This window comes from Bifidobacterium xylocopae (assembly GCF_003315615.1).
Taxonomy (GTDB): Bacteria; Actinomycetota; Actinomycetes; order Actinomycetales; family Bifidobacteriaceae; genus Bombiscardovia; species Bombiscardovia xylocopae.
The window spans coordinates 1-17,778 of record NZ_PDCH01000021.1 but is presented as its reverse complement, the minus strand read 5'-3'; the positions used below and the strand labels follow the sequence as shown (position 1 = coordinate 17,778).

General features: G+C 63.5%; 15 protein-coding genes, 1 tRNA gene and 1 pseudogene. 6 read left to right on the top strand and 11 right to left on the bottom strand.

The window, feature by feature from the left end; all coding sequences use genetic code 11:
- The 9 genes and pseudogenes from CRD59_RS07235 to CRD59_RS07195 all read right to left on the bottom strand — a co-directional run.
- Window positions 1-622, bottom strand: a pseudogene (locus tag CRD59_RS07235) (hypothetical protein); the annotation flags it as partial.
- A 129-nt stretch (window positions 623-751) separates the two neighbouring features.
- Complete coding sequence (locus tag CRD59_RS07230) at window positions 752-955, bottom strand: hypothetical protein (protein WP_113854015.1); 204 nt, start codon at window positions 953-955, stop codon at window positions 752-754.
- Window positions 956-1,160: 205 nt separating this feature from the next.
- Window positions 1,161-1,784: a ParA family protein gene (locus CRD59_RS07225; protein ID WP_113854014.1), complete on the bottom strand. Its 624-nt coding sequence runs from the start codon at window positions 1,782-1,784 to the stop codon at window positions 1,161-1,163.
- A 173-nt stretch (window positions 1,785-1,957) separates the two neighbouring features.
- On the bottom strand, window positions 1,958-2,362 hold the full coding sequence (locus tag CRD59_RS08220) for a WhiB family transcriptional regulator (RefSeq protein WP_269088377.1): 405 nt from the start codon (window positions 2,360-2,362) through the stop codon (window positions 1,958-1,960).
- Between the two features lie 114 nt (window positions 2,363-2,476).
- Window positions 2,477-3,691, bottom strand: coding sequence for a helix-turn-helix domain-containing protein (locus CRD59_RS07215; RefSeq protein WP_113854012.1), 1,215 nt, complete (start codon window positions 3,689-3,691; stop codon window positions 2,477-2,479).
- Window positions 3,688-3,861, bottom strand: coding sequence for a hypothetical protein (locus CRD59_RS08005; protein ID WP_161522316.1), 174 nt, complete (start codon window positions 3,859-3,861; stop codon window positions 3,688-3,690). Before CRD59_RS08005 ends, CRD59_RS07215 begins: the two co-directional genes overlap by 4 nt.
- Window positions 3,845-4,288: a hypothetical protein gene (locus tag CRD59_RS07210; protein WP_113854011.1), complete on the bottom strand. Its 444-nt coding sequence runs from the start codon at window positions 4,286-4,288 to the stop codon at window positions 3,845-3,847. The genes CRD59_RS08005 and CRD59_RS07210 overlap by 17 nt, the downstream gene beginning before the upstream one ends.
- Complete coding sequence (locus CRD59_RS07205; RefSeq protein ID WP_127920978.1) at window positions 4,285-4,527, bottom strand: hypothetical protein; 243 nt, start codon at window positions 4,525-4,527, stop codon at window positions 4,285-4,287. The genes CRD59_RS07210 and CRD59_RS07205 overlap by 4 nt, the downstream gene beginning before the upstream one ends.
- A 1,040-nt stretch (window positions 4,528-5,567) precedes the next feature.
- Window positions 5,568-5,640: transfer RNA gene (locus CRD59_RS07195), tRNA-Lys, on the bottom strand.
- A 182-nt stretch (window positions 5,641-5,822) separates the two neighbouring features.
- Between CRD59_RS07195 and CRD59_RS07190 the strand changes: the two genes are divergently transcribed.
- The 3 genes from CRD59_RS07190 (at window position 5,823) to ftsY (ending at window position 8,211) form a co-directional block, all read left to right on the top strand.
- The gene (locus CRD59_RS07190; RefSeq protein ID WP_161522315.1) at window positions 5,823-6,377 is read left to right on the top strand and encodes a GNAT family N-acetyltransferase; all 555 of its coding nucleotides are present in this window, start codon (window positions 5,823-5,825) and stop codon (window positions 6,375-6,377) included.
- A gap of 98 nt (window positions 6,378-6,475) precedes the next feature.
- Window positions 6,476-6,973: a hypothetical protein gene (locus CRD59_RS07185; RefSeq protein ID WP_127920977.1), complete on the top strand. Its 498-nt coding sequence runs from the start codon at window positions 6,476-6,478 to the stop codon at window positions 6,971-6,973.
- Between the two features lie 44 nt (window positions 6,974-7,017).
- Complete coding sequence (gene ftsY, locus CRD59_RS07180) at window positions 7,018-8,211, top strand: signal recognition particle-docking protein FtsY (protein WP_113854006.1); 1,194 nt, start codon at window positions 7,018-7,020, stop codon at window positions 8,209-8,211.
- A gap of 101 nt (window positions 8,212-8,312) precedes the next feature.
- On the opposite strand, the gene CRD59_RS07175 is transcribed toward ftsY, so the two are convergent.
- The gene (locus CRD59_RS07175) at window positions 8,313-9,704 is read right to left on the bottom strand and encodes an MATE family efflux transporter (protein ID WP_113854017.1); all 1,392 of its coding nucleotides are present in this window, start codon (window positions 9,702-9,704) and stop codon (window positions 8,313-8,315) included.
- 567 nt (window positions 9,705-10,271) lie between these two features.
- Here CRD59_RS07175 and dnaB point away from each other — a divergent pair.
- The 3 genes from dnaB (at window position 10,272) to CRD59_RS07160 (ending at window position 14,021) form a co-directional block, all read left to right on the top strand.
- The gene (dnaB, locus tag CRD59_RS07170) at window positions 10,272-11,609 is read left to right on the top strand and encodes a replicative DNA helicase (RefSeq protein ID WP_236632785.1); all 1,338 of its coding nucleotides are present in this window, start codon (window positions 10,272-10,274) and stop codon (window positions 11,607-11,609) included.
- Between the two features lie 2 nt (window positions 11,610-11,611).
- Complete coding sequence (locus tag CRD59_RS07165) at window positions 11,612-13,063, top strand: Mur ligase family protein (RefSeq protein ID WP_113854004.1); 1,452 nt, start codon at window positions 11,612-11,614, stop codon at window positions 13,061-13,063.
- A gap of 217 nt (window positions 13,064-13,280) precedes the next feature.
- Window positions 13,281-14,021 (top strand): type 1 glutamine amidotransferase, encoded by a 741-nt coding sequence (locus CRD59_RS07160; protein ID WP_113854016.1) that lies wholly within the window; start codon window positions 13,281-13,283, stop codon window positions 14,019-14,021.
- 432 nt (window positions 14,022-14,453) lie between these two features.
- Here CRD59_RS07160 and CRD59_RS07155 read toward each other — a convergent pair whose 3' ends face one another.
- Window positions 14,454-17,546 carry an RCC1 domain-containing protein gene (locus tag CRD59_RS07155; RefSeq protein ID WP_456236477.1) on the bottom strand — a complete coding sequence of 1,031 codons (3,093 nt, stop codon included), beginning with the start codon at window positions 17,544-17,546 and terminating at the stop codon, window positions 14,454-14,456.
- Between the last annotated feature and the right edge of the window lie 232 nt (window positions 17,547-17,778).

Here is a 17,778-nt window from a genome sequence, read left to right as displayed (position 1 = left end):
CCTGGGCCTTCCGGTAGTCGTCCGGCTTGTTCGATTGGACCTTGCCGGCGGCGTCCAGCGCCTGCCGGAGCTGCTCACGGGTGGCGTTGTCGGCCACCTGGCCCTCCGTCTGCGCCAGCCGGGCCGACCCCTCGTCCTGCTTCGCCTTGAGCGCGGCCCTGGCGTCCGCCAGGCTCTTCGCGCCCCGCGAGGCGAGCACGGCTTTCGCGGCCCGCTCGACGGCCTTGGCCTGATCGTCGCGCCTGGCCGCCGCAGCGTCCATCCGCCGCGCCGCCGCCCGCAGGTCGGCCGTGCTTTGCGAGGCGTCGCAGGACACCGGCTTGACCTTCGTGATGGCCTTGACGGCCCGCTGGTAGTCGCTCACGGTCTTGGCGTCGGCCACCTGGTCGCCCTGCACCTTCCGCGCCTCACCCACGACCCTGGAATCCTTCATGGCCGTTGTCCTAGCCAACCGCCCCGCAGCCTGCTGGCATGAGGCTACAGCCTGGTCATGTCTGCCGGCGTTCCACCGGTATACGCCAAAACCGCCGGCGCATACCGCGACGATTGCAACAGCCGCGATCGGCAGTGCCCACCGTTTCCGGTTGGGATTTGCATCCGTGCCAATTGTCCCCTCGGTCATTTCTCTACCTCTCCCTCGTCCTGACTATTATCAGTCGAATTCAGCGAATTCATGGTCGTCATAAGCAGAATCATTTATCCGGCGGAAACCTGCGCCCAAGAAGCACATTCCAATCTTACGGTTCTTGAATCAGCAATTGGCCTCTATCCATTCTGCTACGATTGCGCTCATGCTCACCCCCTTGTCGGCCGCAAACCGCTTAAGGCGGCGATGGGTCTCGGCTGGCAGCATGAACGATGCCTGCGTTTTCCTCTCCGGCCGCTGCCTTTCCGGGTAGCTGGCCAACGTGTTGGCAAGGCTTTTCGCCGTTGCTGCCGGTTGCTGCACTTTCATATTGCCTCCTTGAATATTGCCGCCCACGTTCCTCGGTTTCCGTGTAGTGGGGTTTGGACGTTTCCTGGTTCTTATGTTTCCTGGTTCTTATGTTTCCTGGTTCTTATGTTTCCTGGTTCTTATGTTTCCTGGTTCTTATGTTTCCTGGTTCTTATGTTTCCTGGTTCCCGGATTCGTACGAATCCACGAATCCGGGAACCTACGACTAAGCGCCGGCGGTTTCCGGATTGAAGACGCTTATAAGCTCGGTGGCTACGAGCCCGTATCCACTCGCCGAGGGAATCTCGCCAGTGCAGGAAGCCTGGCGCAGGGACTCACGCATAGGGATGATGGTGTCAAATGTAGCCATGCCGCGCTCCTTCAAGAACGATTTAGCCTGCCGGGCCATCACAGTGCCTTCCCGAACCTGCGTCAGCAGGATCGAGCTGGGCTTGTTTAGTGCCCGGGATGTCTCCAACATCCTCATCATGTCGAGCTTGCCGGGCGTCGTGACCAACACAGCCAGATCGCAGGCGTTTACCGCCGCGTCAATCAGCTCGGTTTGCAATGGCGGGGTATCGATCAGTATCCAAGTCTCTTCGTTCGCAGGGCGGCTTCCGACGCTTCGCATATTCGCCGGGATCACAGGGAATGGCAGGGGAGTGCCTGCGTCCTGCGCGTTCTGGGCCCATGCCGTGGCCTGGGCGCTCGGGTCGATGTCACGAACCTCCACACAATATCCCAAGCGGTTGAGGGAGCATGCGGTCAGGATGGTGCTGGTTGTTTTGCCGACCCCTCCTTTGGTGTTGCCGAATGCGATGATTGGCCCTCTCAATACAGTTTCTTCCATGTCTGTCTCCTATAATTCAAGCCGCAGGACCCAGGATCCGGAGTTTCTGGCTTCCTGTTTTATTTGTTGATGGATTTGTATGAATGTTGGTTTGTACGTTTGTCGGTTTATGGGTGGACAGGGACCCCGCCCGGGCTGGGTTATCGTGTCCGGGCTGGGCTGCTGCATCCGGGTCAGAATAGGGTGGGGGAGCGTCCCACGGTATGGGGGACTGCCGGGGCGGACTTCTTCTGTTCGTGGTACCGCTGCTGCTGCCTGATTCGCTTGAAACGTTTGGCCCCCAGCTTCCGAGCCTCGGCGATCACCTGCGGATGGGCGGCAAGCCAGGAAGTCAGCATTGGCAAACGTCGCCCTTGTTGGGGCTCGGACTTCTCTCCGGCTCGGTCGGGAAAGGGGAGCAGATGCCTTAGTGCTTTCCGCTCCTGATAGGTCAGTCCGCCGAAGATCCCGTCGTTGTAGTGGTTTTCAACCGCTTGCGCCAAGCAATCGAACTGTATCGGGCATAGATCGCATATTTTTCGGGCTACGCGACGCAGTTCCCGGTCCTCACCTAGAGTGCTGGTCTCCAACGCCCACATCCGGTCCCACAGGTCGTTCAACCCTGGAATCTGGGTGGATCGGGGCAGAAGCTGGCATAAGCCTACCTTCGACTTTGTCCCGGTTTGTCTGAATCCCCTCTGTGCGTTCATGATTTACGCCCCCTTCTTTGCGATCTCCGGGCCGGCTACACGCCTGTGTGCCCGGAATTTCTTTTGCGCTTGCTTGAGTTTTTCGTTTTTCTGTGCTTCCTCTGCGGCCTGTCGACGTCTCCGTTCGAGCACGACATCAGGGCCGGGATGATGTTCGCGGTTACGCTCGTCGAGCCGACAATACGGACACTCTTCGGCCGGCATCTCGCCGTTCAAATGAGCTCGGGCGGCTTCCAGGCCCAATCGCCGGTAGCCGTAGACCGGCTCCCGAAGCACCCAATCACCACTTACCAGGGTCGGTCGGTCGTCGTCCTCTGGGGCCGCGGCGGACGACTGAGTATCCGGGGCATCCCTGGCCCGCTGCAAGGCCAGCGTCGGCCAATGCTTGGCCAACTGCCGGCAAGAGCGGATCGTCGGTCGCCAGAACCCGTCAGAGGTCGTCAGCGCCCAGCGAGCCAAGGCCAAAGCCTCCGTCGAGCCGTGTTGCCGCGCCAACGATTCGGCCGCCGAGAGTTCCCGGCGCGAGGGCCTTGATACATCGCCTGGGACCGGCAGTCCCAATTCTGCAAGTAGGTCGCAGAATCCCTTGAGCAGTTCCTTCGCGCCATCATCCGGCGCGCGGTCCCCCGTGGGGGAATGTCCCATAGGGACAAGGGGGTTAATCTGACGGTTGATACCTGACGGTTTATAAAGTGGTGCATCTGCTGCACCCCTGGAGGCGCATGAAATGCGCCCCTGGCCCCGGCCGTCGGCACCCGTAACCACCAGGGGTGCATCTGCTGCACCCCTGGAGGCCTGCTGGGTGCCGTCGACCGGAAAAGTACAGGCATTGGTGCGCCTCGTCTGATCCACTCCAGCTGGCGGCTCGGCCGTTTCATCCTTGTGGGTGCGTTTCAAATAGGCGGATACGCCAGGGTCGCGTTCCATGCACAGATCCCAGACCCGGGCCCGGTATTGTTTCGGTCTGGTCCGGCCGTGGGGGAGTAGTGCAGCATGGCGCTGGTCGCCGGGTCGGATGAACCCTTGCTCCTCCAGCAGTTTCAACGCATTCTGCACGGTGCGCTCCTTGAATTCCGTGACCTCGCAGATGGTCCGGACCTTCGGCCATGCCCCCGTGCCGTCGTCGGAAGCCCGATCGGCCAGATAGCACAGCACCGACTTCGCGGCTGGATTCCCGACATGGCAGCGTTGGGCCCAAGCCCTCGCCTGGACACTCATGCGCGCGCCTCGTTCGACCTGGGTGCATCAAGCAGGCCTTGAAGCCGCATTCGTTCGGCGCGGACGTGTGGGATGCTCAGCCCGAGCATGGCGCTAAGCCAGAAATCCTCGCTGCCATTCGCCGCCGCGTCATGGAGCATGCGTTCCTGGACCTTAGTCAGCCTTTTCATCGCAATCCCCCTTGGCTCTCGTATCCGGGTAGTGCGCTCCGATCAACGACGCATATCTGCGGAATCCAGCCTCGCCCTCGCGGCCTACAATCTCCTGATCAACGTATTCATTGCCGTACTCGTCCACCAACCGTTCGGCGTCAGTGAAACCATAGTTCGGCACCCACCAGCCGTGCCTGAGCCGGGCCATGACCGCGTCCGGTGAGGCTAGATCCCTATACCTATCAAGCCACGGGACCCGTCGGACCAACACGCTGATGTAGGACACGTCTTCAAACAAATACGTCGCCTGGGCGCGAGCCTCGTTCCTGGACCTGGCGCGTACCAGCCGATACCCCTCGTCGCCCTCCGGGTCGGAAAGCCGGTAGGTCTTGAGCTGCAAATCTATACCGTGTGGCGCACCAGCCACACATGCCACGGCCATCATGACTGCGCCCCTTGTAGTTGCTTGCGCGGGGTTGACACTTCATGCAGGCCCAGCGCTACTCGGTCCGCATACCGGCCGCCCGCCTCCATGCCCTCCTCCGAAACGTCGAAGGAAGGTAGTTTGAGCGGAGAGCCCAGATTCAAGGAACGCCTGTATTCCTCGATCTGCCAGCCGCGGACAAGGACCAGGTCACGTCCCGAGTCCTCGGCAATCGCCAAAAGACGCCGGACGCGTGTCATGGCACGATCCAGCCGGTCATTTTTTCCATGCCCCTTGATCATTGCCGAATCCTCCCCGCGGGATGGAACGCCATCGCCAGGCGGCGCTTATGATTAGAATCCGCGCAGGATGATGCCCGCTGATTAGGAGAAACCGTCTTATACTGGTGATTGGGCATGAAAATACAAGGTGTCGGCTTGTTATAGTCTGTCATATGTAATGACTCCTAAGCGCAAGAATGCTGGCCATCAGGAAAGTGCGAATATCGCGATGCCCACCATTCGATCAGTTGTTACATAGTCCGGTTCCCGAACTGCAATTCGGGAACCGGATATTTCTTTAGCGTGTAAACACCTCCAAGTTCTCTTTTGAGTTCGGTAGGCCAATAACAAAGTCAGCAGAGAGGCCATATATCTTGTTCAGCTGTAGAAGGTCTTGTTGTTGCCACTGAGTTATCCCGTTGACCTTGTTGCTGATGTTACTGGCTGTTTGGTGGAGAGTGCTGGCCAATTTTGAATAAGAGATACCTTCTTCGTGTAGCCACCTCTTCATGTTTGACATGACCGCCCCTGTTGCTATTGACCTATAACTGACATTTACATATTAATATTGAGTTTGACTTAATGCAAATTGGCGCGTTAAGGTGGTTCTGTCACATAACGGATATTAAGGGGGTAAAAATGAGTTCGTCTGTAGCAACACCAGCTTTGTCAGAAATGAACCATGCCGATTATGAAGACAGTGTGTTGCGTTTCAACATTAGGAAAAAACTCAGTGAATCCAAAGATGTCCACCAAGGGACAATTGCAAAAGCGTTCGGTGTAACGCGACCTGCGGTCTCGATGAAGCTAACTCGACCGGGCAGGTTATCGGTGCGAGAAGCTGTAGTCATTGCGGATCTGCTTGGAGTAACGCTCGAAGACCTTCTTGATGACAGTGCAATGGTAGAGGATCTCGAACGGCAGCAACGTGAGGCTTCACTATTTATGGATTTAAGTCGTCAAATGCGGTCGGGGAATTGGCGTGGAAGCGCAGATGAAGTCGATTCTGACGCGCCAAGTGCCCCCCCTCGGATTCGAACCGAGAACCCACGACTTAAAAGGACGCTGCTCTAACCATTGAGCCAGAGGGGCAACGTCTCCCCAGTTTACAACGGTAGGGCAACTTGGCAAGTCGCGAATATGGGATGGCGGTTGCATCGTGGGTTGGACGTGCGTAGCGTTTTAATGCTCTGCCGGACCCTGGGTCGGTTCCGATGGCGCCGCGGGCGGTGGAAGCGGTCAGCGAGCGAGCGGGTAGGGGAAGGAAGTGTGTCATGGACGGCGACGGAATACGGATCGAACAGGTGGGTCCTGGGATGCGAGGCCTCGGGCGTGCCGCCTGGGCCTATATGCAGGATTGCAAGGCGGCGGATGACGGTCGTACCGCTGGTTTGGGCTGTTTGGAACGGTTCGACGGCCCGGAAGAGGCCGAGCGCGGCTGGGCGGATCAGGCGGCTGCGGAAGCCCGGGGAGAGGGCTTGCCGGAAGGTTGGGTGCCGGCACTCCAGTTCTGCGCATTGGACGAGGGGGACGCGATCGTCGGGATGGCCCAGCTGCGGCTCGAACTGACCGATTTCCTTCTGCTCAGCGGTGGTCATGTCGGCTATTCGGTCCACCCGCGTCGCCGCCGGCGGGGCTATGCCAAACTCCTGCTGGCCCACTGCCTGGACCAGGCCGGGCAGCATGGACTGGACCGGGTTCTCATTACCTGCGATGCCTCCAATGAAGGCAGTCGACGGACCATACTGGCGTGTGGCGGCGTCCTGGAGGACGCCCGGTCCACGCCCGGCGGCTGCAGCCAACGGTATTGGGTCGATTTGTTGGGTTGAGCGAGATATCTGGGGCTTTGCCGGGCCGCTTGTGAATGAGCTTGGGATGTTTGGGGGGCGGCCTGGCTGTGACGGGCTGTGGCTGGGAGAATGAGGGCATGGTATGGGTCATCGTGTTGGCTTGGATCGCCCTGGTGGCGGTGCTGGTGGTATTCGTCCTGCTCCTGGCCAAAGGCGAGTCACATGACCGTGCCTTTTCCCAGGGCTTGGACAGGCGCGCCCGGCGGAGGGCGGGCGGGCAACGGTCGTCCGAAACTGAGAGGCATCGAAAGCCCCTGCCCAGGGTGGCGGGTGCGGCACCGGCCTTCACCCCCCAAACAGTCCGAAAACCGCTCAAACGGGCCCATCCGTACGTTGATGACGAGGACACGATGGAGCATCCGGTGTATGTGAACGGCGACTCGGTACTGCCGGTGCGGGCGCTGCTGGACTCGAATGAAGGCGCCGACGGGGGCTCAGAAGGCGTAGGGGGCAACGCTGGCCGCGGCATTCCCGTCACGGTTGCCGACACGACTGCGGATGCCGATGCCGGCACGGATACCGGTGGTGGTGCGAAGCCGGCCGTTCAAGGCCAACGGGGTCACGACCAGGCTTGAAAACCGGCCTGTGGCTGTCCGTTCGCAACTTTACTCTTGAGGATATGAACACATACGCCATCATCGCCCTGGTCTGTGCCGCCGTTGTCCTCCTTCTGGTCGCCGTGGGCGTCGTCATCGCCCTGCGCAAGCGCGGCAAGCATTCACCCCATGCCGAGCAGGAGCGGGTGGATGGACAGTCGGCCCAACCATCCCGGCAGGGAGCGGATGAAGGCGGGCATGGGGCGCAGCCGCGGGCTCCGGCAGGGCAGGCTTCGCGGCCGGATCAGACCGGGCCGTCGCCTTCGCAGTCCGTGGAGGAGCCGGAGTCCTCATCGTCGCGCATGACCCGGCTCAGGGCCAAGCTGGCCAAGTCCCCCAATCCCTTCGGCAAAGCCCTGTTCACCATCCTGTCCAAGGATCACCTGAGCGAGTCGGACTGGGAGGATGTGGAGGACACCTTGCTGCGGGCGGATGTGGGCGCCGAGGCGTCCGAGCAGCTGGTGGACGAGCTGCGCTCCGACGCACGGGTCAACGGCGAGAAGGATCCTGCGGCCGTGCGGGCCATGCTGCGCGAAAAGCTCCTGGCAATGGTGGACAACGGCCAGGACCGTTCCCTGCTTGCGTCCCGACCCGGTGCGGCCAAGCCTTCGGTCATTGTCATGGTCGGCGTCAACGGCACTGGCAAAACCACGACTGCAGGCAAGCTGGCCCGCCTGTTCGTGGCCGACGGCAAGTCCGTGGTCATGGGTGCGGCCGACACTTTCCGCGCAGCGGCGGCGGACCAGCTGGAGACCTGGGGGTCGAAGGTGGGTGTGCCGGTCGTGCGCTCCGAGCGCGAGGGTGCGGATCCGGCCTCCGTGGCCTTCGAGGCAGCGCAGCAGGCCAAGGACTCCCAGGCCGACCTGTTGATTGTGGACACCGCCGGGCGTTTGCAGAACAAGGCCAACCTGATGGACGAACTGGGCAAGATCAGGCGTGTGGTCGAGAAGAACCTGCCGGTGGAGGAAGTGCTGCTCGTATTGGACGCCACGACCGGTCAGAACGGCATGGTGCAGGCCAAGGTATTCGCGCAGGCCATCGGCGTCACAGGCATCGTGCTCACCAAACTCGATGGGTCGGCCAAGGGAGGCATCGTCGTTTCGGTCCAGCGGGAGCTGGGTGTGCCGGTCAAGCTGGTGGGCCTGGGTGAGGGGCCGGACGATCTTTCGGCTTTCGATCCCGAGTCTTTTGTGGATGGGATTCTCGGCGCCGAATAGGCTGCCTTCCAAAACGCTGCGCCCCTTCGCATGAGATATGCGAAGGGGCGCTGGGCATATCCGGGCCGGAATCCGTAGGCCGTGTTGGCGGAAGGCGGGGCTCAGGCCGCTTCCAGGGCCCGATCCATCCAGGCATCGCCCCGTGCTCGCAGGCCGTTGAACACGGCGCGGGCGCCGATGAAGAGGAAGTTGATGGCCGACCAGAGCATGACGGTCCGCCAAGCCTGGCTGGTCCAGGTCTGCGCCCACAGGGTCAGCGGGGTGAGGGCCCCCACGTAGATGAGTGCGGTAAGGGAACAGGTGGCAGCCAGGTAGCGGTAGTCGCCCGCCCCGATCAGGATGCCGTCAAGGGCCCACATCCATCCGGCGATCGGCATGAATACGCCCTCCACGGCCATGCCGACGGTGATGAGCGTCCGTACCGCCGGGCTGGGGCTGAACAGCGACGCGGCGGTGATTCCCAGGATGATCATGATAAGACCCACCACGATTCCCATGGCCATGCCCGCCTTGGCTGAGAGGTCGGTCATCATGCGGGCCCGGCCCTTGTGGCGGGCACCCAGCTCGGTGGCCACGAGGGATTGCCCGGCGATGCCCACCGCGTCCAGCATGTTCAGTCCGAAATTCCAGGTGGAGTTCACCGCCTGGTAGGCGGCCAGCACTTGCTCGCCCAGATGGGCGGCGGCTACCACCGTTCCGGCCAGACAGACCCGTAGGGCCAGGGTGCGCAGGAAAAGCGGGAAGCCGTCGCCGGCCGACCCGAGGATTCCTGCAAGGCGGGGCAGCCATGAGGCGCCTTCCTTGCGGGCCCAGACCAGTGCCGGGATGGTCAGGGCCAGACCCATGTACCATTCGGCGATCAGGGTGGCCGCACCCGAACCCAGGATGCCCCAGCCGAAGCCGAAGACGAACAGGACCTCCAGGGCGGTGTTGAGCGCCGCCCCGGAGACTGCGGCGATCAGTGTGATCCTGACCTTCTGCAGGCCGCGGAAGATACCGTTGGCCGCATATACCAGGAGCATGGCCGGCAGGCCGAAGATCGTGGCGTTCAGGTAGATCCGGGCCGAGGTCAGCACCTCGCCGCGCGCCCCCATCAGCCGGCACAGGGGCGTGCTGAAGGCCACGAGCAGGCCGCACACCACCACGCCGATGCCGAAGGCCAGCCACATGCCGTCGATGCCGACCTCCATGCCTTCCTTGCGCTTGCCGGCGCCCATGAGCCGGGCCACCTGTGAGGTTGTGCCATAAGCCAGGAAGACGCATAGTCCCACTGTGGTGAGCACCACAGTGGACCCGATCGACAGCCCTGCAAGGGCGGCGTTGGAGATATGGCCGACGATGGCGGTGTCGATCATGACGAAGGCGGGTTCGGCGATCAGCTGACCGAAGGTGGGGATGGCCAGGGCTGCGATCTGCCGGTATACCGGGCGTCTGTCCGGCGCGGTCGCGGGAGTCGTGGTATGTGTGTCCGCCACCCCACTGGTCTCGCTCATCCGGTGTCCGCCGTCCTGCGCCGCACGCCCCATGCCTGTCCTCCGCTTCGCCCGCCAACCGGTCCGTCCTCTGGGCGGGCCGCCCTAACCAGTCGATTCTATCCAAGGGTCCGCACCCCCGCCCGGTCCCGCGAAGGCGGCAGTCGTGCGGGTTCCTGCTTGTGAAGGAGGCGTACGCCTTATCACAGGGTGGTCTTCCGCACAAGCCCGATAAGTTGCATCGGTGTCTGTCCCCAGGTTTTGCACACAGTTATACCCATCGTGTGGATAACTTGGTGGGTTTTCCTCGATGACACGCCTAGTATGTGGACAACTTTTTCTTTCGTCCACATGTGAAGGCGGAATAGCCGCTACAGCAACGTGCATAATTGACACGCTTGATTATGTGAAGAAAATGTGTGCGCCCTAGGCTTCATTGCATTCGCGCAAGCCAACGGCGGAAAGCGCCCCGGTCCGCGCCGTCTATACCGACCCGCCCCTAGAATCGGGCGTATGGCTTCAGAGAACTATAGGGACTTCCCTCACCCTGAACGGGAAGGCGGCCGCGAAGGTCAAGGGCCGCGCGACATGATCTTCGACCGCGTCCCTCCACATGACGACGACGCCGAAATGGCGGTCCTGGGCGGCATGCTGATGAGCAAGGACGCGATCGGCGAGGTCAGTCAGATGATTGACGTGAGTGACTTCTACCAGCCCAAGCATCAGACCATCTACGAGGCGGTCATCACCCTGTTCGCGGGCTCCCAGCCGGTGGACGCAGTGTTGGTGGCCAACCAGCTCCTGAAGAACGGCGACCTGGACAAGGTCGGCGGCACGGACTACCTGCACTCGCTGGTCGCTTCGGTTCCCACTGCCGCCAACGCCACCTACTACGCGGAGATCGTCCACCAGCGGGCCGTCCTGCGCAACGTGATCGCCGCGGGTACCAAGATCGCCCAGATGGGCTATTCGGCCGAGGGTTCCCAGGCCGAGGAGATCGTGAATCTGGCCCAGGCCGAGGTCTACGAGATGAGTGTGGGCAAGGTCCGCCAGGACTACGAGGCGATCGGCCCGGTGGTCCAGGACACCCTCAACCAGCTGAATCTGATGCAATCCGGCAATGTGGAGAGGGGGGTACCCACCGGCTTCCAGTCCATCGATGACGTGACCCAGGGTCTGCAACCCGGGCAGATGGTCGTCGTGGCCGGTCGCCCGGCCATGGGCAAATCCACCCTGGGTGTGGATTTCGCCCGTGCCGCCGCCCTCCACCACCAGATGACCACGGTCATCTTCTCTCTGGAGATGAGCAAGACCGAGCTTGCCCAGCGCATCATCGCCGCGGAGACCGAGATTCCCCTGGTCGCCCTGCGTAGGGCCGACGACATCAGCGAGGACCGGTGGACCGTGCTCAACGACTTTCTGGGAAGGCTGACCAACGCCCCGCTCTTCATCGACGATTCGCCCAACATGAGCCTGATGGAGATCCGTGCCAAATGCCGCCGGCTCAAGCAGACCAACGACCTGCGATTGGTTGTGATCGATTACCTGCAGCTGATGAGCTCCGGCAAGCAGGTAGAGTCCCGTCAGCAGGAGGTCTCGGAGTTCTCCCGCGCCCTGAAGCTCCTGGCCAAGGAGCTCGAGGTGCCGGTCGTGGCCTTGAGCCAGCTCAACCGCGGCCCCGAGGCCCGCAACGACAAGAAGCCCATGCTTTCCGACCTGCGTGAGTCGGGTTCGATCGAGCAGGACGCCGACGTGGTCTTTCTGGTCAACCGCCCCGACTTCTACGACAAGGAGGACCGGCCCGGCGAAGCGGACATCATCCTGGCCAAGCACCGCAACGGTCCGACCGACACCTTCACCCTGGCATTCATCGGTGAGAAGTCCAAGTTCAAGGACATGCCACAGGACCAGCAGGGAGGGGTGTGAGCATGGATGGCGGTGACTCCGGGCGTGGGGGTTCGCGCCAGGCGAAGGGCGCCGGTACGGATGCGCTGCAGGCCCAGGCCCCTGACCTCCGCCGGCCCTGGTATGGCTTCGCGGCCCTGCCCGCGGGCAAGGCGGCCCGCGCCCTCTCCCGTCTGACCCACCACGGGGGCTCGGCTCTGCCCGGCAAGGTCGTGGAAGGGCTGGACCCTACGTTTCTGGCGCGCACGCTGGGACGGCTGCCCATGGGGGTCGTCCTGGTGTCGGGGACCAATGGCAAGACCACCACCACGCGCATGGTCGCTTCCATGCTGCAATCCTTGGGGCTCAAGGTCTTCACCAACCCTACGGGCTCCAACTTCACCCGGGGGGTGGTCTCGTCCCTGGTCACCGAGCTGGGGCCGGGGTCGCGTGGCCGTCTGGACGCCGATATCGCGGTCCTGGAGCTGGACGAGGCCTATGCCGTGCACTTCGTCAGACAGGTGCGGCCACGGTATGCGCTCCTGCTCAACGTGATGCGCGACCAGCTGGACCGCTTCGGCGAGATTGACAACACCGCACGCCTGCTGGGTTCGGTGGCGCAGGCCACGACCGGCAAGCTGGTCCTGAACCGCGAGGATACGCGCATCGCCGGGCTGGCCAAGCTGGCTCCGAAGGGTGCGCAAGTCCGGTACTTCGGCCTGGATGATGCTCTGCTGTCCTATTTCCCCTCGGATGATGAGATGCATGAGGGGGACGCTGGAGTGCAGGCGGGGGGCGCGGCTGCGCGCGTGGCGGCCCGGCCCGAGCACGGATTGGCCGCTGATGTGGTCCTGGACGAAGTGGGCATCCACAAGGCCGCTTTCACGCTGGACGGCCGGCGGATGGATACCGCCGTCAAACTCGAGGGCGTCTACAACCTCTACAATGCGGCAGCGGCCCTAGCCCTGGTGCGTGCGGTCCTGGCCGACCGACAGGCGGCTGTGGGTACGCCCGCCCCTTCGGACAGCGAGCTCATGGCCGCCCTGTCCCGGGTGACGCCGGCATTCGGACGCGGGGAGGTCATCTCCTACCGGGGGGCGCCGGTCGAGCTGGTGCTGGTCAAGAATCCCATGGGATTTCGCTTGGCGCTCGCTTCCTTTGATCCGGCCGGGACCGACACCATGATCGCCATCCGCGATGAATACGCCGACGGGCGTGATATGAGCTGGCTGTGGGACGTGGACTTCGCCTCCTTGCGCTCCGGCGGCGTGGCGATGGTCTCCGGCACCCGTGCCTACGACATGGCCCTGCGGCTGGACTACGACCAGGTGCCCGTGGGTGCCGTGGAACCGGACCTTGAAGCGGCCCTGCATACGTTCGTAGACGCGCATCCCGGGGTTGCCAAGCGCATATATTGCACCTACACGGCCATGCTCCGCCTGCGGGCCGAACTGAGCAAGATCACCGACGTGGCCGATGCCGGAGTGGGCGCTTAGCGATGCGGCGGATGCATGGACGGTGATGGGCGGGAACAAACGATGGACACAACTGGTTGACCGGATTGGAACGGACCGTCGGGTGGGGACGGTGGCGAGATAGTGGATAATGTCAGGTAATAATCGGAGGGTTGGCGAGATGACGGACGGCGGCGTAAGCGTGAAGGTGGACGGCCGGGGGCAGGCCGCGTCCGGCGGCCCGGCGGGCGGCCGCGCAATGGACCTGGTTTCGCTCTATCCGCGAGACATGAACATCTACGGTGATTCAGGCAACGTGCTCACCGTGTCGCGTCGCCTGAGCCTGTACGGCTACGAGCCGCGCATCCACCGGATCAACCAGGGGGACCCCTGGCCCGAGCGGGTGGACCTGATCCTGGGCGGCGGCGGCCAGGACCACGGGCAGGGCAGGATCATCGAAGATCTGTTCGAGCGGGCCGACACCCTGCGTGCCGCGGCCGAGGCGGGCGTGCCCATGCTCATGGTCTGCGGACTCTACCAGCTCTTCGGCCGCTACTTCGAGACCATCGACGGCGACCGCCTGGACGGCATCGGTATCATCGGCGCCTACAGCCTGGGCCGTCCGGTGCGCATGATCGGCAACCTGCTGGAGCACACGGCCGACTTCGGAACCGCCATCGGATACGAGAACCACTCCGGCCAGACCTTCCTGGACGAGGGTGTGGAGCCCCTGGGCACCGTGGACACCGACGGCTGCGGAAACAACGGTGAGGACCGCACCGAGGGCGCCCGCGTGCACAACGTGATCGGCACTTACCTGCACGGCTCCCTGCTGCCCAAGAACCCCGCCATCTCCGACTTCCTCATCCGTACCGCTGTGGAGAACCGCTACGGCCAGGGTTCCTTCGACCGGGGCGCCGCCCCCGGCGCTGCCGAGCTGGCCCGCCTGGACCAGGTCGCCGCCAAGGCCCGTGAAACCACCGCAGCCCGGCCCCGGTAGGCAGGTCGCCTGCTGCCTTCCGGAGGGTTCGTCCGTGCTTGCCATGCTCAGCAGGGTTGCAGGGCCGTTCATGCGGCTTTTCTGGCCAGTAGCCAGTCACCAGTGTTGGTCACGTGGCGCTCGCATGCGTCGGCGTAGTGGTGTCCCCTTGCGTGCATGGGCTTTGTGCCGCTGCCGTAGTCTGACTTTTGCGGATGGGGCATCGGCGGTGACATGATGTGATGAGTGACTTCGGCCAGCGATTGTGGGCTACCGTGTTCGGGACGAAGCCGCTCGACATGGCGCTTCTAGGATGGTGTGAGTACGGCTTTCGGCATGGGATTTCGCATGCACGGTGGCGGGTCCCAGCGAGTTTGCAGGGGGGGGGGTGTAAAGCGGTCCGGCAGCGAGGGGGCTGTCGGACCGGCTGGTCGCGGTTGGGGGGTGTCATGGTCAGGCGCTGGTGGTGGTGTGTCTGCCGGTGGTGTGTCTCGCATGGCTGAGTCGACGGCCTGCCAGGATGAGGGAGGCCAGGAGGCTGAGGGCTAGGAGGCCGACGCCGGTGAGGCGTTGCATGGGTATGCTTCCGGCTTTGGGCAGGATCATGGTGTAGGTGTAGGCCAGGTCGTAGTCGTCCTGGGGTTGGCCTCCAAGGGTCCAGTGGATGTGGGCGGTGGTGGTGCCCGGCCCGTGGGGTGGGGTGTTGGTGTCCCAAGTGTGGTTGCCAGGGTTCCAGGTGGGTGCGGGTGCGGCGTCACTGGTGTCGAAAGTGGCGCCGGTGACCTGGATCCGTTGCTGGCCGACTGGGACGGGCATGTGCTGGTCGGTGGTGGTGTTGTCGCCGAGTTGGCCGGCGCTGTTGGTTCCCCAGCTGTAGGCGTGGCCGTCTGTGGTGAGGCCGAGGCTGTGCTGGCCGCCTGCGCTGATGGTGGTCCAGGTGGTGTTGGGGTGCCCTGCCGGGTCGTTGACGGGGCCTGGTGTGTTCCTGCTGTTGGTGGTGTTGTCGCCGAGTTGGCCGTTGCTGTTGGTTCCCCAGCTGTAGGCGTGGCCGTCTGTGGTGAGGCCGAGGCTGTGCTGGCCGCCTGCGCTGATGGTGGTCCAGGTGGTGTTGGGGTGCCCTGCCGGGTCGTTGACGGGGCCTGGTGTGTTCCTGCTGTTGGTGGTGTTGTCGCCGAGTTGGCCGTTGCTGTTGGTTCCCCAGCTGTAGGCGTGGCCGTCTGTGGTGAGGCCGAGGCTGTGCTGGCCGCCTGCGCTGATGGTGGTCCAGGTGGTGTTGGGGTGCCCTGCCGGGTCGTTGACGGGGCCTGGTGTGTTCCTGCTGTTGGTGGTGTTGTCGCCGAGCTCGCCGTTACTGTTGTATCCCCAGCTGTAGGCATGGCCGTCTGCTGTGAGGCCGAGGCTGTGGTATGCGCCTGCGCTGACGGCGGTCCAGGTGGTGCCGGCGGCTGGGTCGTTGACGCGTACGGGTGTGAGCCGGGTGGCGGCGTTGGTGTTGTCACCGAGCTGGCCGTAGCCGTTGTATCCCCAGCTGTAGGCATGGCCGTCTGCTGTGAGGCCCAGGCTGTGGTAGGTGCCTGCGCTGACGGCGGTCCAGGTGGTGCCGGCGGCTGGGTCGTTGACGCGTACGGGTGTGAGCCGCTGGTCGGTGGAGTTGTCGCCGAGCTCGCCTTCGCCATTGCCGCCCCAGCTGTAGGCGTGGCCATCGGAGCCGATAGCGAGGCTGTGGAGCTCGCCTGCGCTGACCTGGGTGAAATGCACACCGGCCGGTGTGCGCACGCGCACGGGTGTGTTGCTGCCGGTGGTGGTGCCGTCGCCGAGCTGTCCGTATCGGTTCCATCCCCAGGCGTAGGTGTTGCCGTCGGACCCGATGGCGAGGCTGTGGGCGCTGCCGGCGCTGATTTGGATGTAGCGGATGCCTTGTGGTGGTTCGGGGGACGTGATGGCAACGGGGTTGCCGCCGGAGACTGGTCCGCTGGTGGGGGTGAGGGTGAACAGGTAGGGCTCCCATTTGGCGGTGAGGGTCATGTTCGCGATGACCGGCCTGTTGAAGTCCCAGAGCCTGCCTGTGCTGTCGGACCATCCGTTGAACCAGTGGCGGCCCCAGGTGGGCACCTGGTAAGGGAAACTGATGGTGTCGCCGTTCAACGGATGCAAGTCGCCGGGCGTCGGACTGGTGGTGTGGCCAGTTGCATCACCGAGACTGAAGTGGACTGTGTATGTAATGGTATAGGTGTAGTGGAGGGTGACGGTACCGGCCAATCCGCTGTCGCTGATGAGGTTGCCGTTGTTGTCCAGTACTTGATACCGGTAGGTGACGGTCACGTCGACCTTGCCCGGCGCGTGGGAGGGCAGGGTGATGTCCCAGGCGCCGGTGGTGGGGTTGACGCTCCGGTCACCGGCGCCGATGGTGGTGCCGTCGACGTTGACGGAGGTGATGGTGCACCAGGGTGCCGTTACCTGCACAGGTGTGTTCCAGTTAATGTTAGTGTTGTCGCCGAGTTGGCCCCTGTCGTTTGCTCCCCAGCTGTAGGCGTGTCCTTTGTTGTCGATGGCGAGGCTGTGGGAGTTTGTGCTGATTGCGGTGTAGTGGTTGCCCGCGGGCAGTGCGCCTCGTCGGACTTGTACAGGTGTGCTCTGGTTTGTGTTGTCGCCGTTTCCGAGTTGGCCGTTGCCGTTGTCTCCCCAGCTGTAGGCGTGGCCGTCTGGGGTGAGGCCGAGGCTGTGTTGGACGCCTGCGCTGATGGTGGTCCAGGTGGTGTTGGGGTGTCCTGTCGGGTCGTTGACGGGGCCTGGTGTGTTCCTGCTGTTGGTGGTGTTGTCGCCGAGTTGGCCGCTGCCGTTGTCTCCCCAGCTGTAGGCGTGGCCGTCTGGGGTGAGGCCGAGGCTGTGTTGGACGCCTGCGCTGATGGTGGTCCAGGTGGTGTTGGGGTGCCCTGTCGGGTCGAGGACGCGCGCAGGTGTGGGGTGGGGACTCCGGTCGCGGTTGCCGTTGCCGAGTTGGCCGCTGCTGTTGTCTCCCCAGCTGTATGCTTGTCCGTTGCTGTTGATGGCGAGGCTGTGCGAGTTGCCTGCGCTGATGGCGGTCCAGTTGGTGCTGGGGTGTCCTGCCGGATCAATGACTTGCACGGGTGTGCTCCTGTTGAATGGGCGGTTGGTGGTGGTGCCGTCGCCGACCTCGCCGTAGTAGTTATCTCCCCAGCCGTAGGCGTGTCCGTTGCTGTCGATGGCGAGGCTGTGCATGAAGCCTGCGCTGATGGTGGTCCAGTGGGTGTTGGGGTGTCCTGCTGGGTCGTCGACGCGCCCTGGTGTTCGATAGTCGATGCCAGTGCTATGGCCGAGTTGGCCCCAGGCGCCCCATCCCCAGCTGTATGCGTGTCCGTCGTCGCCGATGGCGAGGCTGTGCCCGCCGCCCGCGCTGACCTGGGTGAAGTGCACGCCGGCTGGTGTGTGGACGAGTTTGGGCAGGCCGCTGCCGGCAGTGGTGCCGTTGCCGAGCTGGCCTTCTCTGTTGTCTCCCCATGCGTAGGTGTTGCCGTCGCTGCCGATGGCGAGGCTGTGGTCGCTGCCTGCGCTGATCTGGGTGAAGGTGATGCCGCTGGTGGGTGGGGTGGGTGGTGTGGGTGCTGGCTGTGGGCGGGGGTTCCGGGGTGGGGTTGGGGGGTGGGCCGTCTAGGTGTGCGCGTGCGGTTGTGCGGGTGGGGGGCGGGATGTGGCTGTCATGTGTGCGGATTACGTGCCGGGGCTGGCGTGTTGTGCGGCGCTGCGGGTAGGGCGCGGG